Consider the following 15,747-nt stretch of genomic DNA (forward strand, 5'->3'; position numbering starts at 1 on the left):
ACGCCTTTAACGTGTTATCTGGGATTGTTAGGGGATCTGGTGTTTATTCGCGACTGCACAAGCCATGAGAATCTGTTGTCAAATCGGGTGTAATGTAAGATTGCTAAAAGCCATGACCCGTAGCTTTTCAATTTGGATCGATTATGAATTACCTTAAAGAACCTCTGGTTCATTTCTGTGTGCTTGGCCTGTGTGTGTTTGGTTGGTTTGCTCTGGTTTCTAGTGAAGAGATTAACGAGACCGTTGATGGCGACCGAGTTGAAGTGTCTCAACACATCAGTGACGTGCTTGCACAAACGTTTACTGCGACCTGGAAGAGATCACCTACAGAAGGCGAGTTGGCGGCGCTTATTGAAGATCACATCACCGAAGAGGTATTGGTCAGAGAGGCATATGAGCTGGGCCTGGAGCGTGGTGATGGTGTTATACGGTCAAGATTGCGCCAGAAGATGACCTTTTTGTCCACATCCGCAGCACAGGCAGCCATGCCAGACGATGCGGAATTGTTGTCCTTCTTCGAAGAGAATGCAGCGCAATATGAAGTGCAGGGGCAGGTTGCTTTTACACAGGTGTTTCTTGGTTCTAACCCAGCCGAAACTGAGGTGGAAAAGGCCCTTGCAAAACTGTCTGATGGCACACCGAACACTTCTGTCGGGGTTGCGACCTTATTGCCGGCACAGATTTCACTTGCGCCGCAACAAGTCATTGACGGAACATTCGGACGTGGTTTTTTTGAGCAATTAGAGAGTGTTGATATTAATACTTGGAGTGGACCTTACGTGTCTGGCTACGGGACTCACCTCGTGCGGGTAAGCGATAAGCGTGATGTTACCACCCCAGATTTGGAAAGCATCAAAGATCAGGTGTTGGTTGATTGGCGTCGGGAAATGTCTAATCAATTGTCCGAAGCCTATGTGCAGAAACTGCGCGAAAAATATGATATCATCTTACCGGATTCAGCTGCTATACAAGAACAGGCAAATCAATGAGCCAAGTTATTCGCGCATTTGCTTGTCTGATGGTGTTTCTACTTAGCGGACAGGCTGCACAAAGCCATGCCCTAGAACCCGGTTATCTTCAAATGACAGAGGTTGCCCCTGAAACCTGGCAGGTGTTCTGGCGCCGACCCGATGTCAAGGGAATGCCAATGGCGATCGATGCGCAGTTACCTGAAAACTGCACTCCGGATCATGGCGGTACTCCTCAGTTTGACGGGCAAGCCTGGAGCGTGGCTTGGATGGCAACATGTGACGGCGGTCTCAAGGGCGAAACTGTCGCCATTCCGGGTTTGGAATCTCAGCGTACCGATGTTCTGATACGGGTTGGTTTTTCACAATCGGGATCGATGCTTGCATACCGGCTAACCCCTTCAGAAACGGCGTTTATTCTGCCTCAGGAGCAGACTGTCTGGCAAGTCTTATGGCAATACGGGCAGCTTGGGTTTGAGCATATTTTGGAAGGCTGGGATCACCTGTTGTTCGTCTTTGCCTTACTCATTCTTATCCAAAATACAGGGCGACTGATCGGTGCAATTACAGCCTTTACATTGGCTCATTCGATCACTTTGGCTCTCGCTACATTGGGGGTGGTTGATATGCCCGGATCACCGGTGGAAGCAGTGATTGCATTATCGATCGTATTCCTTGCGGTTGAAATCCTGAAACAAGACTTGTCTAACCCACGCCTTAGCGCGCGGTTTCCTTGGGTGGTCTCTTTCTTGTTTGGCTTGCTGCATGGATTGGGGTTTGCCGGAGCCTTAAGTGATATTGGCCTGCCCGAAGGTGATATTCCGGCCGCGTTGCTGGCGTTCAATCTGGGGGTAGAGGCCGGGCAGTTGACCTTTGTATTTGTGGTTATAGCTGGGTTTGTGATCCTTCGGCAGATGTCAAAAAGTGTCGCACAGCAATTTCGTACCGTTGGGGCCCCCGGTCATTCCGCGATGGGCTACGCCATTGGCGGTGTCGCTATCTATTGGTTGGTTGAGAGAATAACCGGATTCTAAGCACGGCTAGGCTTCCGAGGATTTAATCCAAGATGATGAACCGCAAGCTGACAAGTTATTAAAGGTCGAGCGTTAAGCTCGTCTTTAATAGCATCATGTCAACCGTTTGGTCCTAGAATGTTTCATGAGAGGTCGGCCTTAAGTGATCCAACGTCATTGCTGCACGAAATGTAGGCCATGCTAGATTGCTACAAAACATCATAGGGACCTGAGAACCAATGCAAAGATTACGGCTGTTGCTTCAGCATAATTCTGTTCCAGTAATGATATTGGCGGTTCTGCTTGGGGCTGGGATACTTGTTTGGACTGCACCGGTGTGGACCTGGGCCTTTGTGTTGTTTGGAATACCTGCTCAGATGCTGAATGAATATAGTCTGCATCGCTACGTATTTCACTTGAAGCCGCCGCAAAGACAATGGGCTTTTGATCTGTTGTATCAGGCACATTATGGCCATCATGACTTTCCTACCAACACGAGGCTTTTCTTTGCACCGATCTGGGTGTCGGTGCCGATGTTGGTTGTGAACTTCGCTCTGGTCTGGGGTGGGCTTATGTTGGTCGTGCCGATCTATGCGTTGCCACTGGCCGCTGCCATCGTACTGGTCGGCGGTGTGTCGACTTTTTTGGGGTATGAATGGTTCCATATGACGGCACATCTGAACGTCCGCAAAACCCGGGTCGAGCGGCATGTGACAACCTTGCATAATCAGCATCACTTCAGGGATTTTGCAAAGTGGTTTCACGTCTCCCCGGGCGGCGAGATTATCGACCGCGTCATGGGAACCGGGATTGATCGCGAGGCTTTGCGCAATAAGCAACGTATCGAATTCATCCGGACATTAGGCATGCGGCCAGATGATCCACGGCTGATCTGCGCGAGACACCACTTTGCGGAAAAATACGGCCTGTCGGACAAAGAAATCGAACAGGCTGCAGGCGGGTGAAAACAGGGGCAAGGTTCGACCTTTCCGCAAAGTAACTTGAGAAAATCAAAAAGTTGCGGCACACATAAATGCATGACAAAACAATTATCTGAGCCATCCCATGCGTCTCTGAGTTACCGGCGCGACATTGACGGGCTGCGGGCCATTGCTATTCTCTTGGTTTGCATTTTTCATTTTAAACTGCTGCCAATTGGAAATGCAGGTTTTATTGGGGTCGATGTATTTTTTGTGATCTCGGGATTCTTGATCACTCGCATCATCACATCTGGGCTTGAGGCGAACAGTTTTTCGCTCAAGGAATTCTATTATCGCCGTATTCGACGTCTTTATCCTGCATTGTTGGTTGTGCTGTTGACCTATCTTTTGGCTGGCTATGTTTTGTTCTTGCCAGCCTTATTTGATGAATTGGCAATAGAAACATTCTTTTCGTCGATTTATGCCATCAACATCTATCTTTGGAAGGATGTAGACTACTTTGGATTCCATGCACATTCGAGACCATTGCTTCATATGTGGTCTCTGGCTGTGGAAGAGCAATTCTATCTTTTTTACCCAGTAATGCTAATGGTCTTGGCGCGATTGACGAAAGGGCATCCTCGGACTTTGTTGATCTGGATGACGATGCTTACACTTGGCTCGTTCATATTTGGTTGGCTCGCGTCGGATTGGAAGCCTCAGGCGGCGTTTTATCTTTTGCCGACTCGTGCTTGGGAGCTGTTGGCTGGGGGTGTTCTCGCACTGATTTTGTCTCGCTACACGGTCTCAGAAACCCTAGCGCGCCTTGCAGGTCCCGTGGCGATTGTTCTGCTTGCCATGGCCTTGCTGATCCATCATCCAAATATTGCCTTTCCGGGATGGTACGCGGCTTTGCCGGTGATGGCTGCGGTTTTGTTTATAATTGGTGGTACTGAGTCTTCGGCTTGGGTTACGCGCGGATTATCCATCGGGCCGATGGTGTTTTTCGGTAAAATCTCCTATCCGCTCTATTTGGTGCATTGGCCGATTAAAATCATCCTGCAAGATAGTCTGGAAGAATTTACGCTTATCTGGCGTTGCATAGGGTTTGCATTATCTGTGTTGTTGGCCTGGGGCATTTACGCTTTGGTCGAAACGCCCATTCGAACCGGAAAACGGTTTCCTGCTAAACGCGGCTTTTTGGCCGTTGCTGGGGTGGGGCAGCTAGCAGCATTGGGCTTTGTCGCAGTTATTTACGGAACCAGTGGCTTGCCGCAGCGGTTTACCGTAGATGCGCAGACTTATCTTTCCACACGTGAAGATCTTCCTAAGGAATTCGCGATCTGCGAATCTACGGAAAATGGCGTGAAACCTGATTGCCGATTGGGTGCGCGTGATGTGGCGCCGCGTATGATGATAATCGGCGATAGCCATTCTTATGCATTATCTGGGGCCTTTGATCTTTGGCTACGCTCCAATAATGAAAGCGCTATTTTTGCTTTTGGGCATGGATGTTTACCAGTACCGGATTCAGGGCGGGCCGGGTGTTCTCGTTTGGTGTCTGAAGCGATTGCGTTGGCCGAGAAAAGTGCGTCAATTGAGGCGGTCATAATAGCCTCGTCTTGGACACAGCCTTATGATGGCGATATGTATGTCTACGGCGGCCGCTACATTGCGGGTGTGGAGGGCCACAAAGCATTTGAAACACGCCTGACCGAGATCGTGACACGTCTGCGTGCGGCAGAAAAGAAAGTTATCTTGGTCAAACCTATGTATTGGGCACGCCATTCTGTACCAGAGACCTTAGCACGCCAACTGGCTTTTGGTGTGGATTGGCAGCTGGATATTCAGAAAGAAGACTACAACAGCCGGTTCGCACATTTGTTGACTGTGTTCGACAATTTATCCGACCGGGGCGCAGTAGCGGTGTCACTGATTGATGAACTCTGTGCACAAGGCACGTGCCCTTCGCTTTGGGAGGAGGGACCAGTGTTTGTGGATGCTACACATATTGCGCGTCGGATGCAGAGTTATTTCGCAGACCAGATCGCTCATGAATTAGCGCCGCATCTTTGATCTACTAACGTGCCGTCCAAAGATGTGTTTCAGATTTTTCAGCAAAAGCACAACAGTACCCCGAGTGAGTTCTTTCTGGAACGCACTTTTATTGGCGTTAGATTTACGGAGAGATTAAGCCGTTTCTTTGGGGCGCATCACCAACCAGATCAGCGCGCCGCCAGCTAAGGTTAGGCAGGGGATCATCGCCAGATTGACAGAGGCCCAACCGGTTTGGGCGTCGCCACCGGAGCAGTTCATCAGACCACCCGAAGAGAGTGACGCTAAAGTGACTGTTCCGAACACGATCAGATCATTGAGACCCTGCATGCGACCTCGTTCTTCAGGCGTGTGGGAGCTGGCCAGCATCGATGTGGCGCCGATAAAGCCAAAGTTCCAGCCAAGACCCAGTAAGATGAGCGCAATAAAGAAATTCTCAAGCTCTACACCTTGAAGGGCAACAACCCCGGCACTGGCAAGAATTAGCAGGCCAAGGCCCATTATTTTCTCAACCCCAAAGCGTGCGATAAGGTGTCCGGTAAAGAAGGATGGTGCAAACATTGCCAGCACGTGGCCGGTGACGACGTCAGCGGCGTTGTTTTCGCTAAACCCACAGCCCACGACGGCCAGTGGAGTTGAGGTCATGACAAGGTTCATCAAGGCGTAACTGACAGCAGCGCAGATCACCGCGACAGCAATGCGCGGAGTCCGTAACAGTTCTAAGCGACTGCGCCCGATTGATGCGTCTTGCGATGGGGGCGCAGGCTTGGGGATGTCGAGAAACAGAAACAAGACTGTGCCGATCACATTCAACGCAATCACGGCCAGATAGGTGCCCATGAACGGGATCACCATGATCTGGCTGGTCACCTTAACCAATTGTGGGCCGATGATGGCACTGGCAAGGCCCCCAGCCATGACGTAGGAAATGGCCTTTGGTCGGAACTCATCGCTTGCCGTATCGGTTGCTGCGAAACGGTAAAAACCTTGTGCTGACATATAAATGCCAGTGATCAAGCTGCCGAGCAGAAAAATTGGAAATGACGCTAGATACAATCCATAGGCCCCGATTGCACCACCTGTTGCACCTGCGGCAGTACCGAGCAGAAAACCTGCGCGTCTGCCATAGCGTTGCATGAAAGCCGAGAGCGGGGTTGCGGCAAACATGGAACCAAGAACAATCAGTGAGATTGGCAACGTGGCGAAGCAGATGTTGCTGGCCAAGGTTTGTCCAGCCAGCCCGCCGACCACAAATACCATTGCCATCTGCGCGCCAAGGATCGCCTGGGCTAAGACCAAAACAATGACATTGCGCACGGCTTTATCTGGTGTTGGAATATCTGCGATTGAGCTGCTCATGTCGCAAGGCTTACGCCTGCTATTGGGCAACGTCCAGAGGTTTCAGAGGGGCGCGATAATATGCGCAAATGAACCGCTGACATTGCCGTTGATCAGGCCCATGGGTGGCAGGGCTGTCCCCTCAGCATCTGTCGCTTGAAACAAGGGCGGACCGTCAGCGCAAAGTGTAGTGGCGTAGTGAAACTCATGCGCCGCGAACTGACCGGGGTTGTTCGGGTCAAGGCTGGTCAGCGTACGATATCCCAGATGCAACCTACGATCGGCAAAGCTGGTCTCTAGGGGCAATAGACCGGCCATTTCATGACGCTGACCATTGGCGTCTGTTAGCCCGGTGCCCAAGGTCATGTAACCTCCGCACTCGCCGTAAATTTTGGTCGTTTCTGATGCTTGGCGAATGCTGCCAAGAAAACTACCTGCCGATGCAAGGCGTTCGGCGTGGAGCTCAGGGTAGCCACCCGGTAAGTAAATGCGATCAGCATTTGGCACCACATCATTGGCCAACGGTGAAAAGAATGCCAGTTCTGCACCACGGTGTTCCAAAGATCGCAATTCATGCGGATAGCTAAAGGCAAAGGCCTGATCGCGGGCAATGGCAATGCGGGTTCCAAGCAAATCCTGCGTTGTTGTCTTGGAAGATTCCACGATAGGCTGAGCCAATTGCTGCAGCGCATCCAGATCGACACTGCCAGAGACCACCTGTGCAGCCTGATCCAAAAATTGATCCAGATCCTTATGTTCGCCGGCCTGCACTAACCCGAGATGGCGCGAGGGTAGCTCCAATGTAGCGGAACGAGGGATTGCCCCCAGCACGGGAATGCGGGTTGGCGCCAATGCGGTTTCCAGCATGCGTTTATGGCGTTCACTGCCAACCCGGTTCAGGATGATACCCGCGACATTGACCTCTGGGTCAAACTTGGAAAATCCCTTTACCAGTGGTGCTATAGACTGCGCCATGCGGGCTGAATCGATCACCAAGACAACAGGCAGGCCCAAAAGACGCGCCAGATCGGCAGTGGCACCCTTGCCAGCTGGTGGCGCACCATCAAACAACCCCATAGCCCCCTCAAGCACCATCAGGCCGGTGTCTGAGGCCAGAGATTTGATGCGGTCTGGCGTCATAGCCCAAGCATCAAGATTATAGCTGGGTTTCCCGCTGGCCGCTTCGTGAAAACGGGGGTCGATATAATCGGGTCCGGATTTAGCCCCGCGCACAGCGCCATATATGCAATTTTCGCGCAAAGCCCGCAGAAGGCCCAATGTGACAGTGGTTTTGCCGCTGCCCGAGGATGGGGCGGCGATGATCAGGCCATGGCCTGATGATCTCGTTGTCATGCGCTTTCGGCCGGGCGACCCCGACCCAACGGGTCCAAATCACGTGGGGCATCACCCGCGATCATGCCTTGCCAATCAAGCACTTGCCGCATCAGGACAGAGCGGCCGATGCAAAGAATGGCAGGCGGTTCCAAACCGCTATCTTCGATGTCCTGCGCGAGCGTTCCAAGCGTAGATTCAAGGACTTTTTGATCATCCGTTGTGGCAGAGCAAACAACAGCGCAGGGCTCGTTTTTGGCACGTCCGGCATCCATCAAGGCGTTGGCAATACGATCGACATGTTTCATGCCCATATAGATCACGATAACCTGACTGCCCTTAGCGATGGCCTCCCAATTTAGAGAAGATGGCGTCTCGCCTGATTGGTCATGGCCGGTGACAAAGGTGACCGATTGATTCACGTCGCGGTGGGTAACGGGCACACCAGCATAGGCCAACCCCCCAATGCCTGCACTGATGCCGGGAATGATGCGGATGGGTACGCCGTGTTGCACCAATGTCTGGGCTTCTTCACCACCACGACCAAACACAAACGGATCACCGCCCTTAAGGCGTAAAACGCGCTTGCCTGCTTTGGCCAGCTCGACCAGATGCAAGGAAATATCGCGCTGTTTCGCACTTGGTTTGCCGCCGCGTTTACCTGCATAAAGATGTTCGGCCTGCGGGGCCCAATCAAGAATGGCCTCTTGCACCAAGGCATCGTAGATCACCACATCAGCCTGACGCAGGGCATTAAGGGCATGCAGGGTTAGCAGACCCGGATCGCCGGGGCCGGCACCACAGAGCCAGACCCAACCGGGTTGCAGCTGGGGCCAATTCGAATCGGGCAGGGTCAATGAAACACTCATATGCTCTCTATGCCGTGTCTTGGCGGCGTGGAAAAGGTTATCAACGACCATATCATGACCGTGCTGCGACATGGAAAGTAAGATTTTCAGAGATTTGCGTGTTGGCTTGTGAAATTTGGGGGAAATCAGCGTGTTCGTAGTTGCGATTTGCCGTTGGCAGCCAAGTTGCGCCATGCCTATAGTCGCGCTATGAGCCGCAAACCTGACACCCCCTTGCGCCGTGGTTGGACCACGGGTGCATGTGCCACCGCCGCAACGCGTGCGGCCTTGATGGGGCTGTGGGGTGAGGGGCGGCCTGACAAGGTTCGCATTACCCTTCCAAAAGGAGAACGCCCCGAATTTGAGATTGCGCATTGGGAGCAAGGTGAGGGGTGGGTTGCCGCTGGTGTGATCAAAGATGCAGGTGATGATCCGGATGTGACGCATCAGGCAATGATTATTGCGCGGGTGCGGACCTCGGATGGTGGCGTGGTGTTTCGCGCTGGCATAGGTGTGGGTATGGTCACAATGCCGGGTTTGCCCATTCCTGCGGGAGAGCCTGCAATCAACCCTGTGCCGCGTCAGATGATGCACGAAACCGTTGATGAGATGGCGAAAAGATTGTCACAACACCCTGATGTTGAAATAGAAATCAGTATTCCAAACGGTCAGGCGTTGGCGCAAAAGACATGGAACCCTCGGCTTGGTATCAAGGGCGGGTTGTCGATTTTAGGTACTACCGGAATTGTGCGGCCATTTTCCTGCGCGGCCTGGATTGCCTCCATTCACAGAGGGGTGGATGTGGCGCGGGCGGATGGGTTGAACCACGTGGCGGGTTGCACCGGAGCGACTAGTGAAAAAACCGTGCAGAATCTGTATGATATGCCGGATCATGCGATGATGGATATGGGTGATTTTGCCGGTGGAATGTTGAAATACATTGCCAAAAATCCGGTGCCGCACGTGACCATTGGCGGTGGCATTGGCAAGCTTACAAAATTGGCACAAGGAGCGCGTGATCTGCATTCCGGGCGCAGTCAGGTTGATTTCGAAGCACTGGCCGAGACTTTGGGCGAGAGTGACGTTAAATACATGAATACAGCGTTGCAAGTCTATGAAGTTGTAGGAAATAAATTCTCTCAATGGGTTGCAAATGAAGCCTTAATCAAAATGCGTGCCATGTTACCTGCCGATATCCAGAGTGACATTGTTGTGATTGACCGCAAGGGTACGATTTTGGCAAGGGCGGGCGCATGACGCTTTTGTTGCTGGCGGGCACGAGCCAGGCCCAAAAAATTGCGACCCAATTGGCTGCACAAGGACAGGATGCTATTGCCTCTCTGGCGGGGGTCACCCGTGCCCCCAAAGCTATGGGAATTCCAACCCGTATTGGTGGTTTTGGTGGACAAGAGTCTTTTACTAACTATCTGTCAGAAAACAAAATTACGGCTGTGCTGGATGCAACACATCCATTTGCATCAAATATATCAGAGCGCAGCTGGCGGATTTGCCAAGAACAAAATATTCCATACTGTCAGCTATCGCGCCCAGGATGGGAGCCGCAAACCGGTGACCATTGGACCTTTATCGACCATGAAGAAGAAGCAGTTCAGCACATTCAGGCTGGATCTGTGGTGTTCCTTGCAACTGGTCGACAGACGTTAACGCGATTTGAAAACTTGTCGGATTGCCGGTTGATTTGTCGTCAGATCGATCCGCCGGATGGCCCATTTCCATTTAAAAATGGTGAATTCCGTATTGGACGCCCGCCATTCTCGGTTGAAGAAGAGATAAACCTTTTCAAAGATTTACGTGTCAATTGGTTGGTGGTCAAAAATGCGGGCGGGCAAGCGTCTTATTCCAAATTGGAAGCCGCGCGGGAACTGGACATCAAGGTTGCCATTATCCGGCGGCCTGCGCTTTTACCGGGGGCCACAATCGTCCAGACTGTTGAAGCCGCGCTGAGTTGGGTGGCTGATCTGTGACAGAGGTCATTATTGAAACACTCGCCGATGTCGAGGCAGGGGCGGATTATCTGGCCTCGATTTGCCCGCGTATGGCGCATGCGCGCGCATTGACGGGGCCGTTGCCTCTTCGACGTAAGCCTGATGGGTTTGCGGAATTGCTAAGCGCGATCATCAGTCAGCAGGTAAGTGTGGCCTCTGCTGCGGCGATCTGGAAGCGTATGCAGGAGGCCAAGTTGACGGGGCCGCGCAAGATCATGTGGGCCAGTGATGATGATCTGCGCGATGCCGGGCTTAGTCGTCAGAAAATAAGATATTCCAAAGCGTTGGCTGAAGCGCGGATTGATTTTGATGCACTGCGTGAGATGCCGTCCGATCAAGTGATAAAGACGCTTGTAGTGGTGCCAGGAATTGGGGCCTGGACCGCGGAAATCTATGCAATGTTCAGCCTCGGACGCGCTGATGTCTTTGCGCCTGGGGATTTGGCGTTGCAAGAGGCGGCAAGGGTTCTTTATGACCTGCCGGAGCGGCCAAAAGAGAAAGAATTCAGGCAGATGGCGGTAGCTTGGCAGCCCTATAGATCGGTTGCTGCGCGGATACTTTGGGCGTACTACCGGGTAGATAAAAACAGGGAAGGGATCAGATGACACGGGTATTGCAGGCAGAACGGAAAGAGCCGTTATCAGGGGAATTGCGGTCGATTGTTGTGTTCTTGCATGGCTATGGCGCGAATGGGGCTGATCTGCTGGGCTTGGCGGACCCGCTGGCAGAACATCTGCCGGATACGTTGTTTGTGGCACCTGATGCACCTGAGAGCATTCCGGGCATGCCCAATGCCTATCAATGGTTCCCGATCCCGTGGATTGATGGCTCATCCGAGGAGGAGGCGCAGCGCGGACTTATGGCCGCTTCTGATGATCTGAATGCGTTTCTTGATGCGTTGATGGTGGACGAAGATGTTTTGCCGGAACAGGTTGTTTTGTTTGGATTTTCCCAAGGTACCATGATGTCGCTACATGTCGCCCCACGACGTGAAGATCCGGTTGCCGGTATTGTTGCCTTTTCTGGCCGCCTGCTGGCACCAGAGTTGCTGGCGGATGAAGCCGTCAGTCGCCCTCCGATCCTGTTGGTGCATGGTGATGCCGATGATGTTGTGCCGCCGCAATCCTTGCCGGAAGCGGCAGAGGCATTGCAGTCGGCTGGCTGGAAAGATGTTTATGCCCATGTGATGAAGGGCACTGCCCACGGGATCGCACCGGATGGTTTACAGGTGGCGTTGGCGTTTATGCGGGATAAATTGGGTTTGTGATTGGAGGAGCCGGGCTGAAGCGCGGCCTACGGCGTAATATATGTAAATTTGCGTACAACTGGTACAGGTTGTACGCAGATTTGGTACACAAAAAATGCCCCGAACCAAATGGCGGGGCATTTTTCTTAAAAAAATAGGTAAATGTCAGGCGTTGGCTTCACGGATTTTGTTGGCTGCGTCTTTGTCGTAAGTCACGCCATTGTCTTCGAACAATGTGTCCAGCTCACCTGACAAGGTCATCTCGGTGATGATGTCACATCCACCAACAAATTCACCTTTGACATACAGCTGTGGCACTGTTGGCCAATCGGAGTAATCCTTGATGCCTTGACGAACGGCATCGTCTGCCAGCACATTCACATCGGCATAGTCGATGCCCATGTAGTTCAACACGCCCGCCACGCGTGAGGAGAATCCGCATTGCGGCATGTCCTTGGTGCCTTTCATGTAAAGCACCACGTCGTTGGCTTTGACGGTTTCGTCGATTTGGGTTTTTACGTCAGTCATCTTTGGTCTCACTTTTCTGAGTGCCATGTCTTGGCATATTCTTGCGGATCACGGGAGATAACACGAGCGCTTATCATATCATGGTCGCCCGCATAGTTTGATGTAACAACAAAGCCATTTTGGGATGGCGTGGTTCCCCGTGTTTGTTTGGGTTTGCGGCGATGGCGGATCAGGGCAATGGCTGTCAAAATGACAACGACGGCGGATAGGCCGACCCATATGATCCAGAAATGGTTCATTCAGGCGCTTTTGTCGTCAGGGCCAGTGCGTGCAGATCGCCGCTGGGGCCGTCCATCTTGCCTTTGAGGGCGGCGTAGACAGCGCGCTGTTGCTGCACCCGGTTTTTGCCGCGAAAGCTTTCATCGATGACCTCAGCCGCATAGTGGTTTCCGTCGCCAGCCAGATCGGTAATTGTGATCTGGGCGTCGGGAAATGTTGTGCGGATCAGATCCTCAAGTTCCTGGGCTTGCATGGCCATGGGTGCGTTCCTTTTGCTCTTTGATTAGGATGTAGAGCGCACCGGGGCCAAGCGCAAGATGGACTGAAGGGGCGTGAGGTTAGATTTCCTCACCTTTCTTAAGTAAATCATCGATCAATTGACGTTGCAGCGGGGCGCTATCGCCACCGCCGTACTGTAGGGCGCCACCAGAATAGAGCGTGCCGTAGGTTTTCACCAGATTGACCACCTGACCGATGCCTGAGATCAGCTGATCCTTTTCTAAGGGCGACAGCGGGTGGATATAGGTTGACCAAAGCGTGCCTTTTGCAAGCGCGTAGCGTGCATCAAGGGCCGTATCAAAATTGGCCTGCATCATGCGGTTCAGTTTGTCTGAAGATACTTCATCCGCATTCTGGATGGGGGACAGGATGCGCATGCGATCACTGTCGGGGTCTGTGACAATCAATAATTCCGTTTCGGCGATGGTAAGTTGCCACAGCTTGCCATTTGTCTGTGCACCGGGATCAAGCGTGGTAATGATCTGGTTCATACGTTCCAGTGTCATAGCAGGCTCAACAGGTGCGGCCTGAGGATCCACCTCAGTATTTGTGTCTGGGGTGGGGGTATCAGGAACAGGTTCTTGTGCCATCGCAATGACAGGGAGAAGGGCGAGCGTTGCGGCAGCGAACAGGCGTTTCATCAGGCATCCTTTCAAGGTTGCCGTCAATGTACATGGCTGCCCGCGATGGAACAGCCATGCTAAAGGAAACGTGATCGCCTGTGCGTTTAGTCGAACAATTCGGCGAAACGGCCACGGAATAGATCAGAAAGTTCAGCTAGCGGGGCGGACGAGCTGCTGCCAAAATGAACCGTGTCACCCATGAAGCGGCCAACCGACTGGATCGACACGCCGGCTTGACCGGCGGCAATCATCAGGGCCTCGGCCTGATCGAAGTTACACGCGATCAGATAACGGCCCTGGTCTTCGCCAAACAGGAAGGCGGTGTCGTCACTGTCAAGGCAGACGCCAACATCGCCAGCTTCGGCCATCTCAAATGCAGCCATGGCCAGACCACCATCTGAGAGGTCCGTACAGGCTTTGATCCATTGGTGATTGGCGCGAATGAAGTCGCCGAGGCGCTTTTCAACATCCAGATCAACGGTAGGTGCATCGCCTTCGATGCGGTTGAAAACCTCGGCCAGTAGGGCCGATTGGCCAAGGTGACCTGTGGTTTCGCCCAACACCAACGCCACATGACCATCACGGGCAACATCGGTGATGGCGGTCTCAGGATCCACAATCAGACCAACCGCACCAATTGTTGGTGTCGGCAAGATCGCCTGACCGTCAGTTTCGTTATAGAGCGAGACGTTACCCGATACGATTGGCACGTTCAAAGCGGCGACAGCTTCGCCGATGCCTTTGATAGCGCCAACAAATTGACCCATGATTTCAGGCTTTTCGGGGTTGCCGAAGTTCAGGTTATCGGTGGTTGCCAGAGGCACAGCGCCAAGGGCAGACAGGTTGCGGTAGGCTTCGGCGACGGCTTGTTTGCCGCCTTCAATCGGGTTGGCCTTGACGTAGCGCGGGGTCACATCAGAGGTGAACGCCAGTTGTTTGTCAGTGCCGTGTACGCGGATCAATCCACCGCCCTGGCCGGGGCGACGAGCGCTGTCGGCCATGACAGATGTGTCATATTGCTCATAGACCCATTGGCGCGAGCAATAATTCGCAGAGCTGAGCAGGGCCTTGAGGCCATCAATTGGATCAACTGAGGTCACTGAATTCGGATCCAGTGGTTCAGCTGGTGTTGGTTCGACCCATGGGCGGTCATATTCAGGGGCTGAACCGGCGAGCGTGGCCAATGGAAGATCTGCTTTGACCTCATTGCCGTGCATGATCAAGAAGCGGTCTTCGGCGACGGTTTCACCGACGATGGCAAAGTCGAGGTCCCATTTCTCGAATACAGCGCGCGCCTCAGATTCTTTCTCGGGCTTAAGCACCATCAGCATGCGTTCTTGCGATTCCGAGAGCATCATCTCGTAGGCGGTCATGTTGTCTTCGCGCTGTGGAACATTATCCAATTGCAGCTTGACGCCAAGGTTGCCTTTGTCACCCATTTCCACAGCGGAACATGTCAGGCCCGCAGCACCCATATCCTGGATCGAGATCACAGCGCCGGTTTGCATCAGCTCCAGCGTGGCTTCCATCAGGCGTTTTTCGGTGAAGGGATCACCAACTTGAACGGTGGGACGCTTTTCCTCAATGGTGTCGTCAAACTCGGCTGAGGCCATAGTGGCGCCGCCAACGCCGTCACGACCGGTTTTGGCACCGAGGTAAACCACCGGCATGCCAACGCCTGAGGCGGCGGAATAGAATATCTTGTCGCTGTCGGCCAAACCAGCAGCAAAAGCGTTCACAAGGCAGTTGCCGTTGTATGCGGGATCAAAGCGAACCTCGCCACCCGCGCAGGGCACGCCAAAGCAGTTGCCGTAACCGCCAACACCAGCCACAACACCGTGCACCAGCTGGCGGGTTTTGTGGTGATCAGGTTCGCCAAAGCTGAGCGAGTTCATCGAGGCGATGGGGCGTGCACCCATGGTAAAGACATCGCGCAAGATGCCGCCAACGCCGGTGGCTGCGCCCTGATAGGGTTCGATGTAAGACGGGTGGTTGTGGCTTTCCATTTTGAAGATCACAGCCTGACCATCGCCAATATCAACCACGCCTGCATTTTCGCCAGGGCCGCAGATCACCTGTGGGCCGTCTGTTGGAAGGGTGCGCAGCCATTTTTTCGAGGACTTGTAAGAGCAGTGCTCGTTCCACATCGCTGAGAAGATGCCCAGCTCAGTAAATGTGGGTTCGCGTCCAATGATTTCCAGAATGCGTTCATATTCATCGGGCTTAAGACCGTGGGCTTCGATAAGGTCGGGCGTGATGGCAGGTTCTTGCATCTGGGACTGATCCTCGGGTGGCTGGTTTTGCGGTCTCTTTAGGGCATTGTGCGGCAGGGGGGAAGAGGGTGTGTAAAGGAAGGTGTCTTGGCTTGACGC

At 53.0% G+C, this 15,747-nt stretch carries 16 protein-coding genes; 8 read left to right on the forward strand and 8 right to left on the reverse strand.

The window, feature by feature from the left end; genetic code table 11:
- The first annotated feature begins 143 nt into the window (after positions 1 to 143).
- The 4 genes from D9A02_RS11475 to D9A02_RS11490 all read left to right on the forward strand — a co-directional run bounded on the left by D9A02_RS11475 (position 144) and on the right by D9A02_RS11490 (position 4,977).
- Positions 144 to 989, forward strand: coding sequence for a peptidyl-prolyl cis-trans isomerase (locus tag D9A02_RS11475; RefSeq protein ID WP_120501094.1), 846 nt, complete (start codon positions 144 to 146; stop codon positions 987 to 989).
- A complete protein-coding gene (locus D9A02_RS11480; protein WP_120501095.1) occupies positions 986 to 2,002 on the forward strand; it encodes a HupE/UreJ family protein in 1,017 nt (338 codons plus the stop codon). The genes D9A02_RS11475 and D9A02_RS11480 overlap by 4 nt, the downstream gene beginning before the upstream one ends.
- Before the next feature lie 218 nt (positions 2,003 to 2,220).
- The gene (locus tag D9A02_RS11485) at positions 2,221 to 2,946 is read left to right on the forward strand and encodes a sterol desaturase family protein (protein WP_120501096.1); all 726 of its coding nucleotides are present in this window, start codon (positions 2,221 to 2,223) and stop codon (positions 2,944 to 2,946) included.
- Between the two features lie 72 nt (positions 2,947 to 3,018).
- Complete coding sequence (locus tag D9A02_RS11490) at positions 3,019 to 4,977, forward strand: acyltransferase family protein (RefSeq protein WP_120501097.1); 1,959 nt, start codon at positions 3,019 to 3,021, stop codon at positions 4,975 to 4,977.
- A 114-nt stretch (positions 4,978 to 5,091) separates the two neighbouring features.
- On the opposite strand, the gene D9A02_RS11495 is transcribed toward D9A02_RS11490, so the two are convergent.
- The 3 genes from D9A02_RS11495 to cobA are packed head-to-tail and all read right to left on the reverse strand — an operon-like array spanning position 5,092 to position 8,495.
- Positions 5,092 to 6,315, reverse strand: a complete 1,224-nt coding sequence (locus D9A02_RS11495; protein WP_120501098.1) for an MFS transporter — start codon at positions 6,313 to 6,315, stop codon at positions 5,092 to 5,094.
- 42 nt (positions 6,316 to 6,357) lie between these two features.
- Positions 6,358 to 7,647, reverse strand: a complete 1,290-nt coding sequence (locus D9A02_RS11500; RefSeq protein WP_120501099.1) for a cobyrinate a,c-diamide synthase — start codon at positions 7,645 to 7,647, stop codon at positions 6,358 to 6,360.
- Complete coding sequence (cobA, locus tag D9A02_RS11505) at positions 7,644 to 8,495, reverse strand: uroporphyrinogen-III C-methyltransferase (RefSeq protein ID WP_120502503.1); 852 nt, start codon at positions 8,493 to 8,495, stop codon at positions 7,644 to 7,646. Before cobA ends, D9A02_RS11500 begins: the two co-directional genes overlap by 4 nt.
- Positions 8,496 to 8,684: 189 nt before the next feature.
- On the opposite strand from cobA, the gene D9A02_RS11510 reads away from it, so the two are divergent.
- Genes D9A02_RS11510 through D9A02_RS11525 form a run of 4 tightly spaced genes read left to right on the forward strand, consistent with a single transcriptional unit; the run spans position 8,685 to position 11,747 of the window.
- Entirely contained in the window at positions 8,685 to 9,731 is a 1,047-nt protein-coding gene (locus tag D9A02_RS11510; protein WP_120501100.1) for a cobalt-precorrin-5B (C(1))-methyltransferase, read from the forward strand.
- Positions 9,728 to 10,459, forward strand: a complete 732-nt coding sequence (locus D9A02_RS11515; RefSeq protein WP_120501101.1) for a cobalt-precorrin-6A reductase — start codon at positions 9,728 to 9,730, stop codon at positions 10,457 to 10,459. Before D9A02_RS11510 ends, D9A02_RS11515 begins: the two co-directional genes overlap by 4 nt.
- Entirely contained in the window at positions 10,456 to 11,085 is a 630-nt protein-coding gene (locus D9A02_RS11520) for a DNA-3-methyladenine glycosylase (protein ID WP_162933045.1), read from the forward strand. The genes D9A02_RS11515 and D9A02_RS11520 overlap by 4 nt, the downstream gene beginning before the upstream one ends.
- Positions 11,082 to 11,747, forward strand: a complete 666-nt coding sequence (locus tag D9A02_RS11525; protein ID WP_120501102.1) for an alpha/beta hydrolase — start codon at positions 11,082 to 11,084, stop codon at positions 11,745 to 11,747. Before D9A02_RS11520 ends, D9A02_RS11525 begins: the two co-directional genes overlap by 4 nt.
- A 144-nt stretch (positions 11,748 to 11,891) precedes the next feature.
- On the opposite strand, the gene grxD is transcribed toward D9A02_RS11525, so the two are convergent.
- The 5 genes from grxD to purL form a co-directional block, all read right to left on the reverse strand.
- Complete coding sequence (grxD, locus tag D9A02_RS11530; protein WP_120501103.1) at positions 11,892 to 12,254, reverse strand: Grx4 family monothiol glutaredoxin; 363 nt, start codon at positions 12,252 to 12,254, stop codon at positions 11,892 to 11,894.
- A gap of 8 nt (positions 12,255 to 12,262) precedes the next feature.
- Positions 12,263 to 12,493 carry a hypothetical protein gene (locus D9A02_RS11535; protein WP_120501104.1) on the reverse strand — a complete coding sequence of 77 codons (231 nt, stop codon included), beginning with the start codon at positions 12,491 to 12,493 and terminating at the stop codon, positions 12,263 to 12,265.
- Complete coding sequence (locus D9A02_RS11540) at positions 12,490 to 12,732, reverse strand: BolA/IbaG family iron-sulfur metabolism protein (RefSeq protein ID WP_120501105.1); 243 nt, start codon at positions 12,730 to 12,732, stop codon at positions 12,490 to 12,492. The genes D9A02_RS11535 and D9A02_RS11540 overlap by 4 nt, the downstream gene beginning before the upstream one ends.
- Positions 12,733 to 12,811: 79 nt before the next feature.
- A complete protein-coding gene (locus D9A02_RS11545) occupies positions 12,812 to 13,393 on the reverse strand; it encodes a type III secretion system chaperone (RefSeq protein ID WP_120501106.1) in 582 nt (193 codons plus the stop codon).
- An 86-nt stretch (positions 13,394 to 13,479) separates the two neighbouring features.
- Positions 13,480 to 15,648, reverse strand: coding sequence for a phosphoribosylformylglycinamidine synthase subunit PurL (purL, locus tag D9A02_RS11550; protein ID WP_120501107.1), 2,169 nt, complete (start codon positions 15,646 to 15,648; stop codon positions 13,480 to 13,482).
- Between the last annotated feature and the right edge of the window lie 99 nt (positions 15,649 to 15,747).

It is taken from the genome of Roseovarius sp. EL26 (genome assembly GCF_900327775.1).
Lineage (GTDB): Bacteria > Pseudomonadota > Alphaproteobacteria > Rhodobacterales > Rhodobacteraceae > Roseovarius.